Genomic DNA, 18,277 nt, shown 5'->3' on the forward strand with positions numbered 1-18,277 from the left:
AGACAATGATCATCACCCTTCTCGGCGGCGCTGGCTTTATGGGTGCGGGCATCGTGCGCGACCTCGTTTCCGACCGTGCCATCATCGACATCACCAAGATCCGCCTCTGCGACGCCTCACGTGAGAAAATGGAAGCGTTGGCCAAGGAACTCGGCGACCCGCGCATCGAACTCGTCGACCTCAACGTCACCGATCCGGCCGCGCTTTCTGCCGCCATCTCAGGCGCCGACATCTGCATCAACTGCGTGCCGACCCTGCTCGGTTTCCAGATGAAGATCTTCGAGGCGGCGCTAGCGGCCAAGGTACCCTACGTCGATCTCGGTGGTCTCGGCACCTACACGGTCAAGCAGCTTGCCGAGCACGAGCGCTTCAAGGCCGCGGGCGTGACCGCCGTCATCGGCGTCGGTGCCGACCCCGGCATGTCAAACGTCATCTGCCGCGCGGTTGCCGATGAACTCGACGAGATCGACAGGATCAATCTCTACTGGGCGGCGGAACTGACGGGCGACGAGAACCCGGTCCTCGTCCCGCCCTACAGCGTTTCGACGGTATTGGCGGAGTATGCTCATCCGAGCACTCAGTTCTATGGTGGCAAACATGTCGAATGCCCGCCAATGAGCGGCGGAGAGTTTCTTGATCTGCCCGAGCCATGGGGGCGCTGCGAATTCATGCATTCGCCGCACTCGGAACAGCTCACCGTCCCGTTGGCCGATGGCATAAAGGAAAAGGGGATCAAGGAATTTTCCTGGAAACTCCATCTGCCGCATCGCGAGCACGAGGCCTGGGTCGGGTTGGTGAAGGCCGGCTTCGGCGATTTCAACGAGCCGGTCGAGATCGGCGGTGTCAGCGTCAAGCCGCTTGACGTTCTCAACAAGGTGATCGAGCGCAACATCAAAAACAACACGGACAAGATCCCGGCGCAGGACAGCCACGAGATCCACTTTGCCATCGGCAGGGGCCGCAAGGCCGGCAAGCCCGCGACCGTGCGTGTCGAGGTGACCGTATCGCCGGATCCGATGTATGCCCCCTATGTCGACGCCTGCACCTCGATGAATGCCTCGATCGCGGCGCAGTTGATCCTGAAGCACCCGAAAAAGCCGGGCGTGTATGCGCCGGAAAGCTATTTCGACGTTGCGACCTACTTCCCTGAACTGGAGAAGCGCAAATTCCGGATCTCGAAGACGATTTCCTGAGCGAGGTCTTCGGCGTTCCTTCCGCATCGGACCGCATCAACAAAAAAGACCCGCGGGATAACCGCGGGTCCTTTGCCTCAAACAGCGATCAACGAATGATCAGCCGAACAGCAACTGTTCCTGGCCGTTTTCCTGGATCCAGGTGGGAAGGCCGATCTTGCCGAGGACCGCAAGGAACGGCTTCGGCGGCAGTTCTTCGACGTTTGCCATCCGCTTGACGTCCCATTCGCCGTTGGCGACCATCATGGCAGCTGCGACCGCTGGCACGCCTGCGGTGTAGGAGATGCCCTGTGAGCCAACCTCGTTATAGGCTTCCTTGTGGTCGGCGACGTTGTAGATGAACACTGTCCGTTCCTTGCCGTCCTTGGTGCCCTTCACGTAGTCGCCGATGCAGGTCTTGCCTTCGTATTCCGGAGCGAGCGATGCCGGATCGGGCAGGCAGGCCTTGACCAGCTTGAGCGGCACGACTTCCTGGCCTTCGGCCGTCTTGACCGGCTGCTCGGAGAGCAGGCCGATGTTCTTCAGGACGGTGAAGACGTTGATGTAGTGGTCGCCAAAACCCATCCAGAAGCGCACGTCGGCGCCGTCCATGTTCTTGGCGAGTGAGTGAACCTCGTCATGGCCGCAGAGATAGGCCTTACGCTTGCCGACCACCGGCAGGTCGTATTCCTTGCCGATCTCGAACATCTTGTTCGTCTGCCACTCGCCCTTCTGCCAGGAATAGACGACGCCAGTGAATTCGCGGAAATTGATCTCCGGGTCGAAGTTCGTGGCGAAATACTTGCCATGGCTGCCGGCATTGATGTCGACGATGTCGACGTCGGTCACCTTGTCGAGATACTCGTCCTTGGCCAGCTTGGCGTAGGCGTTGACGACACCCGGGTCGAACCCGGCGCCGAGAATGGCGGTGATGCCCTTCTCCTTGCACTCTTCCGCGCGCTTCCACTCGTAGTTTCCATACCACGGCGGGGTCTCGCAGATCTTGCCCGGCTCTTCGTGGATCGCCGTGTCGATATAGGCGACGCCGGTATCCATGCAGGCGCGCAGCACCGACATGTTGAGGAAGGCGGTGCCGACGTTGATGACGATCTGGACGCCGGACTTCTTGATCAGCGCCTTCGTCGCCTCGATGTCGAGGGCGTCCAGCGCGTGGGCTTCGAGGACACCCGGCTGCTTCATCGCCTTCTTCTCATTCACCGATGCGATAATCGCCTCGCACTTCGCTTTGGTGCGCGAAGCGATATGAATGTCTCCCAATACATCGTTGTTCTGGGCGCATTTATGCGCCACGACCTGTGCCACGCCACCGGCGCCGATGATGAGAACGTTCTTTTTCATTTCGGGGGATATCTCCTTCTACCCGTGAGCTGAAACCTCAGGAGAGGCTCTGTTCGTAGTCCGCGTAGGTGAATTCACGGACAGTTCTGATGCTGCCATCCAGTTCCTTGATGGCGATCGCCGGCATCTTCACGCCATTGAACCAGTTCTTTTTGACCATCGTATAACCGGCAGTGTCCTGGATCGAAATCCGGTCGCCGACCTTGATGTCGTTCTCGAAATCGAACTCGCCGAAGATGTCCCCGGCCAGGCACGACTTGCCGCAGACCATCCAGCGGTGCGGCCCCTTGTTGGGCGCGATCTTTGCGCTTTCGCGGTAGATCAGAAGGTCCAGCATGTGCGCCTCGATTGACGAGTCGACGATCGCGAGGTTCTTGCCGTTGAACAGCGTGTCGAGCACGGTCACTTCGAGCGTGGTCGACTTGGTGATCGAGGCCTCGCCGGGTTCCAGATAGACCTGGACACCATACTCGCCGGAAAAGCGCTTCAGCCGCTCGGCGAAAAGTTCCAGCGGATAGTTGTCGCCGGTGAAGTGGATGCCGCCGCCGAGGCTCACCCACTCGGCCCTCTGCAGGAGCGGCGCGAACTTCTCCTCGATCGAGCCGAGCATCCGGTCGAACAGATCGAAGTCGGAATTCTCGCAGTTGTTGTGGATCATGAAGCCGGAGATCCGGTCCATGACCTTTTCGACCTTGCTCACGTCCCATTCGCCAAGGCGCGAGAAGGGGCGGGCCGGGTCGGCGAGGTCGAAGCTGGACGAGCTGATCTGCGGATTGAGGCGCAGGCCGCGAACGATGCCAGACGCCTTTTCGGCAAAGCGCTCCAACTGTCCGATAGAGTTGAAGATGATCTTGTCGGCATGGCTGACCACTTCGTCGATCTCATAATCAGCGTAGGCGACGGAGTAGGCGTGCGTTTCCTTGCCGAACCGTTCGTGCCCGAGCCGCACCTCATTGAGCGAAGACGAGGTGGTGCCATCCATGTAGTCGCGCATCAGATCGAAGACCGACCAGGTCGCGAAGCATTTTAACGCCAGCAGTGCCTTAGCGCCGGATATCTCCCGCACCTTCGCGATCTTCTCCATGTTCTGGAGAAGCTTCGATTTGTCGATCAGATAATAAGGCGTCTGGATCATGGAGCTTCGTGTCTTTCGTCAGATGGAAAACATCCCGGCTTTCTCCCGCAAGGGAGGTGCCGATACGGATTTCAACTTTAATTCGGAAAGCGCCGCCGGCGTCCTGCACCTCGGTGCGGCGACGAAATCAGTCTACTCTCAGCGGATGGGAGCAATTTGCGCGCTTCTTCGTCCCGGCCGCGGACAACGGTTGCAACGGCCGGGCTAAAATCGCGTTTTCAATCGCAACAGCCTCTGCCCGCGATGAGAGAAGAACGTCAGCATGGCGCCATCTAAGTCCGCAAGCCCGCGGAGTCAAGGCACAGGTGAACCATCGCATAGCGGCCATCCTGCCTTCTGAGAAGGCTTGCGGGCAGGCGCGGCGGAGCGCGGCGTGTCAGGCTCCTGTCGCGGCGTGATCCTTCACTTCCACGATCTTCAACTGGTGGTTCTGGCCATCCCGCGCTCGCCAATCGATGGCCTGTCCCGGAGCCAGGCCGAGAAGGGCTACGCCGATGGGGGTGAGAACCGATACCTTCGCCTGCTCGATATCCGCTTCGCCGGGATAGACGAGCGTTACCGTTCTGGTCTGACCGCTTTCCGTCTCATAGGTGACGGTCGAGCCAATCTGGACGGTGTCGGTGGAAACCTGATCGCTAGGCAGGACCGACGCGCGTTCCAATTCTCCTAGCAGTTCGTCCGCCACTTCGAAGTTGCGGTCGAGTGCTGCCTGAGCCAGATCGTTGAGGCGCGCATAGTCGGCCTCCCGGACATAGATCGACGGCTTGCTCATGAAAACTCCTGTTCAATTCTGCAAGGTTTCGCTCGCGCGCACGGCACGGGCGCTGCAGCGAGTGCATGTTTTAGGTGGATTGGTGTCGCGCGTTGCAGAAGATGACTAGTATGCTCCCCGATACCCAGGGCGCGACAGCGACCGGATTCGGGCTAATGTCCTGCGATTGGACAATTTTTGTATCGGTGACCGATACGGATGATCTGGCTCATAGTCATTCGTTAATGATCGCCGCTCGGCGATCGGGTGTCAAGGAGGCTGTGCGCGCGCCCGTCACAAACTTCCTTTCTGACCTTCCGTCAATTTCCGGTTCAAATTGCCGTGAGATTCCGATAGGTCCCCTTCGGCGCCAACAATTGCCTTGTTAAACATCGGCGCCTGGAGAGCGTGATGACCAATGTCGATGAGAAGTTGGAACCAATCCTAACGGAGGTTCTGCGGCGTAATGAAGGTGAAGTTGAGTTCCATCAAGCCGTCCGCGAGGTTCTTGAAAGCCTCGGACGTGTGGTAGCCAAACATCCGCGTTACGCCGAAAACGCACTCATCGAACGCATTTGCGAACCGGAACGCCAGATCATATTCCGGGTGCCGTGGATTGACGATGCCGGCCAAGTCCAGATCAATCGCGGATTTCGCGTCCAGTTCAACTCGGCACTCGGTCCTTACAAGGGCGGCATCCGCTTCCATCCGTCTGTGAACGTCGGGATCATCAAGTTCCTCGGCTTCGAACAGACGTTCAAGAACGCGCTGACGGGCATGCCGATCGGTGGCGGAAAGGGCGGATCGGACTTCAATCCGAGAGGCAGGTCGGATCGCGAGATCATGCGTTTCTGCCAATCCTTCATGACGGAATTGCACCGCCACCTGGGCGAATACACAGACGTCCCCGCGGGCGACATTGGCGTCGGTGGCCGCGAGATCGGTTATATGTTCGGCCAGTACAAGCGGCTGACCAACCGCTACGAAGCGGGTGTACTTACCGGCAAGGCGCTCTTCTACGGCGGATCGCGCGCCCGCAAGGAAGCGACCGGCTACGGGGCGACCTATTTCGTGCAGCGGATGCTCGGCACCAAGGGTGAGGACTTTGAAGGAAAGCGGGTATCGGTTTCCGGCTCTGGCAACGTTGCTATCTACACGATGGAGAAAGTGCTCGAGTTTGGTGGCAAGATCGTCGCCTGCTCCGATTCGAACGGCTACATCGTCGATGAAGCCGGCATCGACCTCAAACTGGTCAAGGAGATCAAGGAGGTTCGCCGGGCCCGTATCGCCGAGTATGCACGCCTGAAGGGTGGCGCTGGTGTGCACTATGTCGAGGGTGGTTCCGTCTGGGACGTGCCCTGTGACGTGGCTATGCCGTCCGCTACGCAAAACGAACTCACGGGGCGGGATGCACGAACCCTCGTCAAGAACGGCGTCATTGCCGTCGGCGAAGGCGCGAACATGCCGTGCACGCCCGAGGCCGTGCGTGTCTTCCAGGAGGCCGGCGTGCAGTTTGCGCCCGGCAAGGCGGCAAACGCCGGCGGTGTTGCGACCTCGGCACTGGAGATGCAGCAGAACGCCTCGCGTGACAGCTGGACGTTCGAGCAGACGGAAACACGCCTTGCGACCATCATGCGCGATATCCATGATCGTTGTGCCGAGACCGCGGAGGAATATGGCGCACCCGGCGATTACGTCCTCGGCGCCAACATCGCTGGCTTCGTCCGCGTGGCCGAGGCGATGGACGCGCTCGGCGTGATCTGACGCGAGCCGGTAAAGCCATCGAGATCCCTGGCATTGCCCGAAGGGCAGACCTGATCGGTTCGATGCTGGGGCACGGCAAAGAAGGCGGGATCACAGCCCCCGCTTTCTCGGAACGTTCCTCCGTTCGACCAGATATCCGGTCACACTCGAAAAAGTCAGCGCTCGGTGAAGGCTCTGGACATGCTGTCGGTGATCGGCTTCACCAGATAGCTGAAGAAGGTCCTTTGCGCGGTCTGGATCATTACCTCCGCCGGCATCCCTGGGGTTGGATGAAACCCCTTAACCTTTGCCAATTCACTTGCTGGAATGTCTATACGTGCCAGATAGACGTCATGAGCCGGCATGCCGGGCTTGCTGTCTTCGAGCGCATCGGCCGAAATGTAGAACAATTCACCATGCAGGACCGGAGTCGTCCTCTGGTTGAGGGCGACGAGGCGGACGGTTGCCGTCTGTCCGACTGCGACGCTGTCGATACTGTTGCGTGGGATCTGGGCTTCGATAATTAGCGGCACGCCTTTCGGCAATATTTCCAGGATCCCTTTGCCGCTTTCAATGACGCCACCCGGCGTGTGATAGAACGTGCGGATCACCGTGCCGGTGACCGGGGCAATGATTGTAACGCGCCGGAGAATGTTTTCGGCCTGTCGGGCCTGCTCTCGCACGGTGTCGAGCTCGCCCTGGATAGCCTGCAGTTTGTCGAGCGCATCTTCCCGATAGGTGACCTCGGCCCGGCTGATTTCCTGCTGCCCCTTCACGATTTGTGCCTGTGTCTCGGCAACCTCCGCTTCCAGCCTGCCGATCTGCCCTTGGGCATCGGCCATCGCCCTTTCGATGGCTTTCATTTCGGTCAGCCGCAGCAATCCCATGTTCACCAGCTTCTTCTTGTTCTGGTGCTCTTCCCTCAGCAGCGACAATTGCTCGGTGATTGCGTTGCGCTGCTTGGTGTAGCCGATGCTTCGGAATTCCAGAGCCTTGATGTTCTGGCGAAGCAGCGACAGTTCGTTGGATTGCTTCATACGCTGGGCTTTGAAATTGAGCTGCTGGTTCACGACGATCGACCAGACTTCCGAATCGCTGCGATACTTGTCGAGCAGATCGGAAACTTCCATCTGTTCGTCATTTTCGAACTGTGACGTCAATCGTGCGACGGAAGCCTCCAGTCTGATGCGACGCAGGAACAACTCCCGCTCCTTGGCAAGGGCCGCCGTCTCGTCGAGCTTGATCAGCGGCTGGCCTTCCACCACCTCGTCACCCTCGTTGACCAGCAGTTCCTTGATGATGCCGCCTTCGTAGTGCTGCACGACCTTGTTGCGCCCTGTCGCGACAAAACTGCCTTGTGCGATGACGGCAGCGGCTAGCGGGGCGGTGAAGGCCCAGACTCCGAAGCCGCCGAAGGTCACGCACAACAGGATCATTCCGAATATCAACTGCTTGCGGATTGAGCGCGGGACTTCGGAATACCACTCGATGTCGTGGACCTTGGCTATGTCGGACATGCTCGGATGCTCCTACTGCAAGAGATGGCCGAACGAGCTGGTGTCGACGTTTATACCGCGTGCTTCCAGCGCTTTCAGCACATCCTGACGCATGCCGAACAGCGCGACGGTACCGTTGACCAGCAGCAGCACCTTGTCGACGCTGTTCAGAAGAGATGGACGCTGCGTGATCGTGATCATCGTGATCTTGTGTTCCTTCGCATGCTGCAGCGCACGCATGAGGGCGGCATCGCCGGCACTGTCGAGGTTCGAGTTGGGCTCGTCGAGAACGATCATGTGGGGGTCGCCGAAGAACGCACGGGCCAGCGCGATGCGCTGCTTTTGACCTCCGGAAAGTGGCGCACCATCTGCTGCGACCATCGTCTCGTAGCCGTGTGGCAGCGTTGCGATCATCTCGTGCACGTCGGCCAGCATCGCAGCCTTATAGATCTGCTCGTCGGTGGCGTCCTCGCGCATCCGGGCGATATTTGCCTTGATCGTTCCCGGAAACAGCTGCACGTCCTGTGGCAGATAGCCGATATTCTCGCCGAACTGCCGCTGATCCCAGTTTCTCAGATCCATGAGATCGAGGCGAACGTTTCCAGACGTAGGAAGGATCGAGCCAACCAGCATCTTGCCGAGTGTGGTCTTTCCCGCCCCGGAATTGCCGATGACCGCCAATGAATCGCCCGGTTGCAGCGCAAACGAGATACCGTTGAGCACGACGCGCTTGGTTCCGCCGGGTACATAGAGCAACCGCTCGACATCGAGCCGGCCCTCCGGCCGCGGCAGGTTCAAACGTTCGAAATTCAGCGGCGAGGCTTTGAGCAGGGCGGATATGCGGCCATAGGCTGCACGGGACTGGCTGTATTGGTGCCAGCCTTCGATGGCCCCTTCGATCGGCGCCAGTCCTCGCCCCGCGATGATCGAGGCAGCAATCACCATACCGCCCGTCATTTCACCCTGGATGGCTAAGTGCGCGCCCCAACCCAGCATCGCGACCTGAGCCAATAGCCGAACGCCCTTTGATGCCGCCGCGATCGCAATATTACGGTCTTGCGCAAGGACCTGAGCCTTCAGCGAGGCAGCCGTGTCGCGGCCCCAGATCTGTACCGCCTCCGGTATCATCGCCAAAGCATTGATGATCTGCGAATTGCGGGACATGGATTCGAGATGAAGGTTGGCCTTCACCTGCGCTGTGTTCGCTTCCGCGAATTGAGCCGCAGTCAACTTTTGATTGATGAGCGTGAAGGCCAGGAGCAGCAGGGCCGTTGCGATCACGATCGCGCCGAGATGCGGATGAATCAGGAAGACAGCGAGGACGAAGAGGGGGGCGAGCGGTGCATCCAGAAACGACAGCAGGGTCCTGGAGACGAGGAACGAGCGAACCTGCTGCAAGTCGCCCAGCGTCTGGTACTCCCGACCATTCGAGTTAAGCGAGGCACGTGCCGCTGCACTGAGAATGGGTGCACCCAGTTGGGCAGCAACCTCGACAGCCGTGCGCATCAGGATGAAGCGGCGAATGGCGTCAAATATCGACTGCAGGACAATCGCGCCGACGATGACCAGCGTCAGCATGATCAGGGTATCCATCGAGCGACTGGTTAGTACGCGATCCGAAATCTGGAAGAGGTAGATCGGAATTGCCAACACCAGCACGTTGCTGGCGAGCGTGAAGATCATGACGACGATCAGGTTGCGCCGCACCGCATCGAGACCGGCCTTGAGGCTCGCGGAAAAATCGACAGGGCCGAGGCGCTTGTGAAACGTCCCTCCACCCGTCCCCGATCCTTTCCCGCCGCCGCTGGAGAACGGTTTGTTGCTGGACCGCTCGTCGGCCTTGACCGGGCCTGTGTCGCCCTCGATCGTGATCATGCCTTCCGAGCTCTTGGCCACTGTCGGTTCTGGTTGCGCCGGCTCCGGGCTGACCTTTCCGGACGGCTGTGCCCGATCGTTGGCGGGGGAGGGCTGTTCTGTGAGAACCTGGCGAGACACGTCCGACGGAACGGACGATGTACCTTGAGTACCAAGGTCCGATTTGCTTGTTGCGTGAGTCTTGATCGCAAATGTCGTGCCCTTGAATGGTATGACGCGCTCCGCTGGCTTGACTGGATTGGCGTCGCTTCTCGCCTGTTCCTGCCCATTGCTGACGGAGGGCCGGTGCGAACTCTTCTCCGTCTCCTTGGAGCGCACTGCGGGGGCCTCCGCGGGAGATTGCTTGGTCGACTGTGGGGTCGGAGCACTGTTCCCGGAGGGCGAGTTCGCCGGTGTCAGTGGGATCACCGATTCGGATGCGGTCGGGTGCGGCAAGGGAACTACGGGCAACGAAACCTGTTCGGCGGGACGGCCCACTTGGGTCAGAGGCTGGGAACGCGTGTCCGCGGATGGTTTGCCGTCGCCTTGGCGCAAACCGGATGGGGTGGGCTCGAAGCTTCGGTGGGCGCTGCTCCAGAAGGGGATATACGCAGAGCATATTTCGGTCTCGTCCAAAAGGCCGCCGCCCTTATGACTTCCACGCTCTTTGTCGCTGACAGGCGGTGCAACGTCGCTTCCTTGGCCGGATATCGCGCGTATGCCACCAACGCGCTGCCCAATCGGCTTGGTGGCGTCAACGGCAGTGTGCGATGGCTCCTGTTCGCCGACCGGTAGCGGTGTCGGACTGGGAGATGTATCGCGAGTTGGCTGTGCGGGCTCTACCCTCTCCACATCGACCTCAGCCGCGGCATTCCGGCATTGCTGTACAGCCTCCTCGAACCGGACATAGGCGTCGGTCGACTCGGCAACCCCCTTTCGGTTGTTTGACATCGTATCCCCCTCAATGTCCGAGTAGGTGTTGCAGCCCGTCGTCCGTCTGCCCTTCGTGGGCGGAAGGAAGGTAAACGCCCGGTGCCGCTTCGTGGGTGGACTCCAGCATCGAATCGTCGAGAAAAAGCACCGCCTCGCTCACGAGCGCATTGGGATCCGGGCTGCCAAAGTCGGGCTTGTTCGAGATCAGTTCCGCCTGGATGAGTGTCTCCTGGGAGTATTTTTCGCCACCCACATAGGTCTTGCCAAGAGAATCCAGGTCAAGGATTGCGGCGTGGTTCACCAGTGTGTTTCCGCCGGTCGAGACGGACCAGTCGGCGTCGAGATGTGGCTTTAGTTGATCCATCGCCAACGCTATCTGGTCGCTGTCGCCAAGAACACTCGTCTGCTTGATGTACTGCAGATTGAGCAGGTCGCCCTTGATATAAAGAACGCGCAATCCCTCAAGCCCGGTGAACGCGTCGTCCGTCAAAACGCCTTTGGAGATGCTGTTTCCGCCGTTTTCCAACCCTTTCGCAGTGGCCAGATAGTTTGCCGGCAAGGCTTCGAAGCCGTCCGAGTCGCCGATGTTGCCGATATAGGCCTCGTTCCACAGCAGGTTCCCACCGCTTGAAGCCGTGCCCGTGCCGGTCGTCTGAAAACCCGGAAGAGCGCCCACGACATCGTTGTCGCACAGCACGTTGATCTGTTGGATGAGGTTGGCGTCGTAAACGGAGCCGCCGACAATGATCAGATCGTAGGAAAAGCCAAGTTCGAGAATGTTTGTCTGGTTGACGCCCAGATTTCCGCCGCTAATCACGCTTGTCGTGACGCCGGACGACGACAGAATGCCGATATCGTTGTCACTCTTGAAGATGAACTGTTCGAGCCAGTTCACCATCAACAGGTCGCCGTCGATCTTTGTAACCGACCAGTACTTCGGGAAGCCGCCGACATCGGCATCGGAACTGTCGTCATCGGTCGAACTGTCGATGCGCTCGAACTCGGCAATGTTGAATACCTGGTCGACCGTGCCGTTGGTGGACCAGCTTCCGATGTCGGCGGTGATCTTGTCGACATTCCACAGAGCATTGACCTGGACAATGGCGTTGACTTCGACGTAGTCGCCAACCACGGCAGTCACCGTTGCCCCGGCCCAGAGGTTTTTCAGGATGGCCTCGTTGACCAGTGTATTGTCGCCGGCCGTAAGGGTGACCGAAGCCTTGACCTCGTACGTGCCGTCTTTGCCGATGGTCACATTGGCCGTCCAGGTGTCGCCGTCCTCGTCCTCGTCTTTGTCTTTGTCGTCCTCGAATTCGTAGTAGTCCTTCAGTTTGGGCGCCTCGTCGACGAGCTCGCCATTGACATAGATGCCTTCGATTGTGTCCGCCTGTTTTGCGAAGATTTCGAACGGGCCATCCTGATCGGCGACGAAGTCCTTCAGTTGTGTCCCCGCCTGCTTGATCGTCTCAATGATTTCCGCGCTCGATCCTGGCCGCTCCAGATCTCCGATCGGTGACTGGGAATAGGCATAACCTGCGGCATCAAGCAGTTCTTCGATGCTCACTGGATTGGGCGAAAAGACAAGGCCATGTCCGCCGACGCTGAAATAGTCGTTGTCGGACAGCAGGATCGTCTGGTTGATGTAGGTAACCACCGAACCGGGGGGGATGGGTTCAGGCGGTAGGACCGTGCGGGCAGGTGCGACGGCAGAGAACCCGTCCGGCGTGTGCCAAGGGGGCTGCGGGAAGCCGGATGGTTCGAGATCGAAAGGGGTAAAAGGCAACTGCGGCAGCGGCAATTTCCACGGAGGCACGTAGATGAGATCGGGTCCGGGCGACATGTACTTGACGCCGGGGTCGTAGCCGAGAAAGTCATAAGGCGCGGCAAACGGCAACTTGTCCAAATCGGGCGCCGGCAAATCCGGATTGACTGGCTTCCGAGCTAGGAAGTCGTCGTAGGCATCCCTTTGAATTGCTCGTTCGGCATTGAGCTGAAACATGCCGATGAAATGGGCGATCTCTTCGGTGATCTTGTCCATTGCCGTCATGACACGCAACCCTCTTTCGACGCTGGCCACTGGGTGAGCGCTGCACTGCAACGTTCAAACAAAAGTGGCTTCGCCAGGACGGCGAAGCCACTGCATTGCGTCATGCGTTGTCGTCGTCACCGACAATGGTGTGGTTGAGGTCTCCGCCAACGACGGTCATGTCGACAGCGTTCTGCTGCAGGTTCGCGCCGAGAACGAGTTCCTGGTTGAAGGCACTGATGTGGTTTGCGGCATCGGCCGAAGCCGAGCTCGTGCCGGTGACATAACCGTCATCGCCATTGTTCGAGCCCCACTGGCCGCCGTCGCCGCCAGCACCACCGTCACCATTCGTCGCCGTCCCGCCAGCGCCGCCGGCACCGCCAGCACCGCCATAAGCCCAGCCGCCATAGCCGTCGCCGCCGATGCCATCGGCCCAAGCGCCGCTGAGTGCATGGCCGCCCGTGCCGCCATTGGCCGAAGCGTCGCCTCCGCTGGCGTCACCGCTGTCCGCATAGCCGCTGGTGGCACTGCCACCGGTTCCGGCACCACCGGCACCGCCGGCACCACCGGTGCCAGAGCCGTTACCTGTACCAGTTCCGGTTCCGCTGCCCGATCCAGTGGCGGCACCGCCGTAACCGCCATCGCCGGCATCCGTAGCACTTCCGCCAGCACCGCCAGCACCACCGGCACCACCAGTGCCGCCAGCACCACCAGCACCACCGCCGCCGCCAGCACCGCCAGCGCCGCCATTGGACGAGTCATCGACGCCAGAGACGGCCGCGGCGAGAGCCGGGCTGAGGAAGCCGAGGAGGTTGCCGGCAGCCGCACCTGCATCGCCGGTCGTGGTATCGCCGCCATCGCCGCCGCCGCCGCCGCCGCCGCCACCGCCGCCGCCGCCGCCGTCAGCGTTTCCGCCGTCACCGCCGTATGCGCCATCGCCAGCGGTGTTGTCTCCACCTTCGGCACCGCTACCGGCGAGTGCCAGCCCAGCGCCAAGTCCGAGGCCGAGGCCGAGACCGAGGCCGAGACCAGCGCCACCTGCGCCGCCCGCGCCACCTGCGCCGGCGCCACCATTGGCATCGCCGCTGTTGGCGTTGCCGCTCGAGCCTGCGCCGCCGGTTGCCGCGCCGCCGTTGGCCGTGCCGCCGGTGGCCGAGCTCGTTGCCGTTCCGCCGGTTCCGTCGCCGCCATGGCCGTCGCCGCCGTCGGCGTAGCCGCCGTAGCCGCCATTGCCGCCATTGGCGTAGGCGTCGTCACCACCCGAACCGCCCTTGCCGCCAGCGCTAATGCCTTCGTCCGCATAGGCCGTGCCGCCAGTTGCGTTGGCATTGAAGGTGGCCGTGTCTTCATTCGTAACGTTGGCGTTCTCGATCTTGTCGTTGTCCTGGAGGTTGGCGACCTGACTGAAGACGTTCGCGACGTTGGTGCCACTGCCGGTGAGAGAGTTGTTCAGGATATTGTCGAACTGGATGTTGAACATCCCTTCGATCGAGTTGTGGTCCCCCGTCTGATCGACGTCGGCAAAGTCGTTATCGGTCGGCTGGAAGCCATCCAGGTTCAGGCCGACGTCGACGGTAACGCCGACCGTCGTCGCGCTGGTGTTGGTGTTCGAGTTGGTATTGGCGTTGGAATTCTCGCTTGAATTCCAGTTGGCATTGCCGTTGAGATTGGCATTGCCGTTTCCGTTAAGGTTGAGGTTGCCGTTCCCATTCCCGTTGAGGTTCAGGTTACCGTTTCCATTCCCATTCAGGTTCCCGTTCCAATTGTCAGACTCGCTCGTCTGGGTCTGGTCCTGGGTAGATGTCTGGTCCTGATTAGATGTTTGATCCTGTTGCTGCTGTTCCTGCTGGCGCTGCTGCTCTTGTTGCTGCTGGCGCTGCTGTTCTTGTTGCTGCTGTTCCTGACTTGGATCGTAGTTGAGAAGATCCCGATTTCTAGACATAGCGCTTTCCTCTGTCATGGAGCCACAACAGCTTGGCCGCCATTCATCTTCTTGGGGCCATCACCGTGCGGCAGTTGAACATGAGTCATGCTGCTGGTCGTGCCCGGGCGCCGTATCGCGGCCGCGCACCACCTTGCGGAGGTTTATGATGTCAAATCCTCCCTACTGGACCGGGTCGGAACGGAGTGGGCTTGGCGGGTTCATTTGGTCGTAACCGGGCTCATCCGCCTCGCTTCACATTCCGTGTCTTGACCCGAGCCAGGGCGATAGTCTGTCGCGAGGTTCAGTGCGTTATTAGCTGACTATTCGAATTAGAACGTACGACTAGTATGCGCGTAGAGGGTACTCGGTTGAGCCTCTGTACTGCTGTTGACCGAGCACGGGTTATCAGAAATTCTCGTAGTGTTGAGGATGCAGGTAGGGATGGCATGGCCCCTCCTACCCCCATGAGTTGAGCCGTCTCAACCTAAGGCTACAGGTTGCGACGAAAAATTCGAAGCGCTGGTAGGCTGCTTGGGCCAGCACTCTCCCTTTGACGCTCTTGATGGATGGAGCTCTATGGAGGTGGCGGGTGTGAATATTAAGAATAGCCGTACGAAGTAGCTTAGGAATATGCTTTCTGAAGGTTCTGGAGGTGAAGGAATGCAGAAATTTCAGGAAATACTTCTCCTGGTGGGGCAGCTTAACTATACATGGACCAATACGGAAAGCCTGCTAATCCACATGATTGCCGGCCTTGCCAGGACAGACAAGGAAGCAGCCATTGTCATTTTCCTGACCTTGAATACCACGCGGGCGCGCATCGATCTCGTCGAGCGGCTGGCGAAAATGCAGAAGACGCCAGCCGATTGCCGCAACGATGTGCTGGATGCGACGCGCCGGTTCTCGGAATTGGCGAAGCTGAGAAACAAGTACAATCACTGCATCTACTCCTTCGATCCGGACAGTGGCCAAGGATTGACGCAGTTGATGCGCATATTCGACAGCAAGGATGACGTTAAGTACGGTAAGGTTGAAGCGCTCGACAACCTGGAGATGGCGCGCATCAAGGAGAGCATCCGTTCGCTCATCGACTTAAATCACAGGCTGTGGGATATAACCGAGAAGTATAGCTTCCCTAGGTAGAATGCGCAGGGTGGATGATTGATTGACCGCTCGTCTAGCCTGCAAGGCTTAGGACGGATATCACAGTGTCGATATGGGCCCACATCCGATAGTTTTGCATCGGGGGTGGTTGAGAAAGTCGACATTGCAGGGTTCGGATAGAGCCCCTTGAGCGGCTGCGGCTCGCTTTTTCGACGGGCACCTGCGAGTGACGTCCCCATCTGCTGCGCGCCAGGTGCCCCCGATCTTCCACCGTATGATGACCCACGACATAAACGGAACTTCCGTCCCCCTCCGCTGCTCGCAGGTCGCGATCGAGTGCATTTGCGGATCTCTATCGGCCGAGACTTGATCTAGCTCAAGGACGCTCTGCGTGCTGTGGCTATGTTGCCTGCAACTCCCATGCTGAATGATTGCGGCGCGGCACGGGAACAATAGCATCCGGGCCGCATCGCATTGGAATGCACATGCGGAAAGACGCTCATCGCCGGAAACACCGTCTGGCCGTTTTCCTTTCCATCCTCATGACTTTGATATCCGTCGCAGGGCATGCCTTCGCCGCGGGAGGTCTGACGGACTATCTGTCGAAAGTATCGCCAGGCGATATGTTCGAAGGGGCGGACCGGTTCGGCGAGCCTGTCGGCCAGCCGGCAATCGTCCCTGTATACAAAGGCAAGGATGTTGCCGGCTACGCTTATCTGAATACCGATTTCACCAATGCCGTCGGCTACTCGGGCAAGCCGATCCACATGATTGTCGGCATCGACAGCGCTGGCGTCGTGCGGGGCCTGAAGCTGGTCGATCACAAGGAGCCGATCGTGCTGATCGGTATTCCGGAAGCGCGCGTCGTCGAGGCGCTCAATTCGGTGATTGGCCGCGATCTTTCCCGTGTTGCATCCGGCGCGGAGCGACCGCCACAGGTCGATATCGTCAGCGGTGCCACTGTGACTGTGCTCGTGATGGGCGACAGCGTTGTGCGCTCGGCGGTGAAGCTGATCCGCAGTGGCAGGCTTGGTGGCGATGCGCTGACGCAAGTGGCTGCCGCCAAGGCGCCCGTCAAGAAACTCAATGCTTCGGTGAACGAAACTGCTGACTGGCAGACCTTGGTGGGAGACGGCTCGATCCGCAGCCTCAGGCTGACGGTCGGCGAGGTCTCGGAGGCATTCCGTGGGGCGAAGCTGGAGGAGGCTGCCGGCCATCCCGAGACGCCATCGCCCGAAGACCGGTTCATCGAGCTTTATGTTGCCCCGGTCAGCGTTCCTTCGATCGGCAGGAGCCTGTTGGGCGACGAGGGATACGGCCGGCTCCAGAAGCGCCTGAAGCCGGGCCAATCGGCCATTCTGGTAGCTGGTGACGGCGCCTACTCCTTCAAAGGGTCGGGCTATGTCCGGGGTGGCATATTCGATCGCATCGAACTGCTCCAGGATGGGCAAGGGCTGCGCTTTCGCGACCGCGACCATACCCGGCTGACGCAAATCGCCGCGGATGGCGCACCGAGACTGCGGGAAATCGCCCTCTACGTCGTTCCGGATAGCTACACCTTCAATGTGACCGAGCCGTGGGAGCTGCAGCTGCTCGTTCAACGGACCACCGGTTCGCGCGACAAGGCAACGCTGCCCTATGATCTCGGTTACACTCTGCCTGATCGCTACATCACGGTGGAAGCGCCGCCCGTGGCTGCAGCGCAACCGCCTGCTGCCGCGCCCGCCCCGACTGCAGTCGAGGACAATGCAGCGTTCGCCGATGAGGACACGCCTCTCTGGGTCAGCATCTGGCAGATGAACCGCGTCGAGGTCGGCATAACGATCGCTGGCATCCTGGTGCTGACCGGCATCTTCTTCTTCCAGGACTGGCTGGTGCGGCGCCCAAAAATGTTTGCCTGGATTCGGCGCGGATACCTGCTCTTCGCGCTCGTCTGGCTCGGCTGGTATGCGAACGCCCAGCTTTCGGTGGTCAACGTCCTGACGTTCTTCAATTCGCTGGTCACGGGCTTCAATTGGGAATTCTTCCTGGCTGCGCCATTGATCTTCATTCTCTGGGCGTCAGTGGCGGCGGCCCTGCTGTTCTGGGGGCGTGGCCCGTTCTGCGGCTGGCTCTGCCCGTTTGGCGCCCTGCAGGAACTAACCAACGGCATCGCCAAATGGCTGAAGGTGCCGCAGCTGACGTTGCCCTGGGGACTTCATGAGCGTTTGTGGCCGATCAAGTACATCATCTTTCTTGGTCTGTTCGGTCTGTCGCTCTACTCGCTCGCATTGGCGGAGATGTTCGCCGAGGTTGAGCCCTTCAAAACGGCAATCATTCTGAAATTCGCCCGCGATTGGCCGTTCGTGATCTTTGCGCTGACGATGCTCGCCGCCGGCCTGTTCATCGAGCGTTTCTATTGCCGCTATCTTTGCCCGTTGGGTGCGGCGCTTGCCATCCCGGGGCGCCTGCGCATGTTCGAATGGCTGAAGCGGTGGCCCGAATGCGGCTCGCCCTGCCATATCTGCTCCAAGGAATGTCCGGTGCAGTCGATCCATCCGGAAGGGCAGATCAACGTCAATGAATGCATCTACTGCATGCATTGCCAGGAACTCTACCAGGACGACCAACGCTGCCCACACCAGATTCAGGTGCGGCGCAAGCGAGAGAAATTCGTCGCGCTTTCCAGCCCTGCGGAAAAGGGCGAGGCGCGTGCGAAGACCGTGGTGACCCATAAAGGGAAGCCGATCGGCGGAACGGAAGAGGCAGCAGGCGAACACGCCTGACGCCAGCATCAAAGG

General features: G+C 59.9%; 11 protein-coding genes. 4 read left to right on the forward strand and 7 right to left on the reverse strand.

The features are described from left to right. Nucleotides 1-5: 5 nt before the first annotated feature. Nucleotides 6-1,193 carry a saccharopine dehydrogenase NADP-binding domain-containing protein gene (locus IB238_RS21880; protein ID WP_192252125.1) on the forward strand — a complete coding sequence of 396 codons (1,188 nt, stop codon included), beginning with the start codon at nucleotides 6-8 and terminating at the stop codon, nucleotides 1,191-1,193. A gap of 99 nt (nucleotides 1,194-1,292) precedes the next feature. On the opposite strand, the gene IB238_RS21885 is transcribed toward IB238_RS21880, so the two are convergent. From IB238_RS21885 to rnk, 3 genes are all read right to left on the reverse strand, one after another. Continuing rightward, the gene (locus tag IB238_RS21885; RefSeq protein ID WP_192252128.1) at nucleotides 1,293-2,531 is read right to left on the reverse strand and encodes a saccharopine dehydrogenase family protein; all 1,239 of its coding nucleotides are present in this window, start codon (nucleotides 2,529-2,531) and stop codon (nucleotides 1,293-1,295) included. Between the two features lie 37 nt (nucleotides 2,532-2,568). Then, nucleotides 2,569-3,666, reverse strand: coding sequence for a carboxynorspermidine decarboxylase (locus tag IB238_RS21890; protein ID WP_192252131.1), 1,098 nt, complete (start codon nucleotides 3,664-3,666; stop codon nucleotides 2,569-2,571). A gap of 376 nt (nucleotides 3,667-4,042) precedes the next feature. Next, on the reverse strand, nucleotides 4,043-4,438 hold the full coding sequence (gene rnk, locus IB238_RS21895; RefSeq protein WP_192252134.1) for a nucleoside diphosphate kinase regulator: 396 nt from the start codon (nucleotides 4,436-4,438) through the stop codon (nucleotides 4,043-4,045). 390 nt (nucleotides 4,439-4,828) lie between these two features. On the opposite strand from rnk, the gene gdhA reads away from it, so the two are divergent. Beyond that, the gene (gdhA, locus tag IB238_RS21900) at nucleotides 4,829-6,181 is read left to right on the forward strand and encodes an NADP-specific glutamate dehydrogenase (protein ID WP_192252137.1); all 1,353 of its coding nucleotides are present in this window, start codon (nucleotides 4,829-4,831) and stop codon (nucleotides 6,179-6,181) included. A gap of 155 nt (nucleotides 6,182-6,336) precedes the next feature. On the opposite strand, the gene IB238_RS21905 is transcribed toward gdhA, so the two are convergent. The 4 genes from IB238_RS21905 to IB238_RS21920 form a co-directional block, all read right to left on the reverse strand. After that, the gene (locus IB238_RS21905; protein WP_192252140.1) at nucleotides 6,337-7,677 is read right to left on the reverse strand and encodes an HlyD family type I secretion periplasmic adaptor subunit; all 1,341 of its coding nucleotides are present in this window, start codon (nucleotides 7,675-7,677) and stop codon (nucleotides 6,337-6,339) included. A 12-nt stretch (nucleotides 7,678-7,689) separates the two neighbouring features. Next, complete coding sequence (locus IB238_RS21910; RefSeq protein ID WP_348648290.1) at nucleotides 7,690-9,531, reverse strand: type I secretion system permease/ATPase; 1,842 nt, start codon at nucleotides 9,529-9,531, stop codon at nucleotides 7,690-7,692. A 940-nt stretch (nucleotides 9,532-10,471) separates the two neighbouring features. Continuing rightward, nucleotides 10,472-12,490, reverse strand: coding sequence for a hypothetical protein (locus IB238_RS21915; RefSeq protein WP_192252143.1), 2,019 nt, complete (start codon nucleotides 12,488-12,490; stop codon nucleotides 10,472-10,474). A 100-nt stretch (nucleotides 12,491-12,590) separates the two neighbouring features. Continuing rightward, on the reverse strand, nucleotides 12,591-14,411 hold the full coding sequence (locus tag IB238_RS21920; protein WP_192252146.1) for a hypothetical protein: 1,821 nt from the start codon (nucleotides 14,409-14,411) through the stop codon (nucleotides 12,591-12,593). Between the two features lie 642 nt (nucleotides 14,412-15,053). On the opposite strand from IB238_RS21920, the gene IB238_RS21925 reads away from it, so the two are divergent. Continuing rightward, on the forward strand, nucleotides 15,054-15,536 hold the full coding sequence (locus IB238_RS21925; protein ID WP_192252149.1) for a hypothetical protein: 483 nt from the start codon (nucleotides 15,054-15,056) through the stop codon (nucleotides 15,534-15,536). A gap of 503 nt (nucleotides 15,537-16,039) precedes the next feature. After that, a complete protein-coding gene (locus IB238_RS21930; RefSeq protein WP_246723789.1) occupies nucleotides 16,040-18,262 on the forward strand; it encodes a NosR/NirI family protein in 2,223 nt (740 codons plus the stop codon). Nucleotides 18,263-18,277: the final 15 nt, after the last annotated feature.

This window comes from Rhizobium sp. ARZ01, from assembly GCF_014851675.1.
GTDB lineage: Bacteria > Pseudomonadota > Alphaproteobacteria > Rhizobiales > Rhizobiaceae > Mycoplana.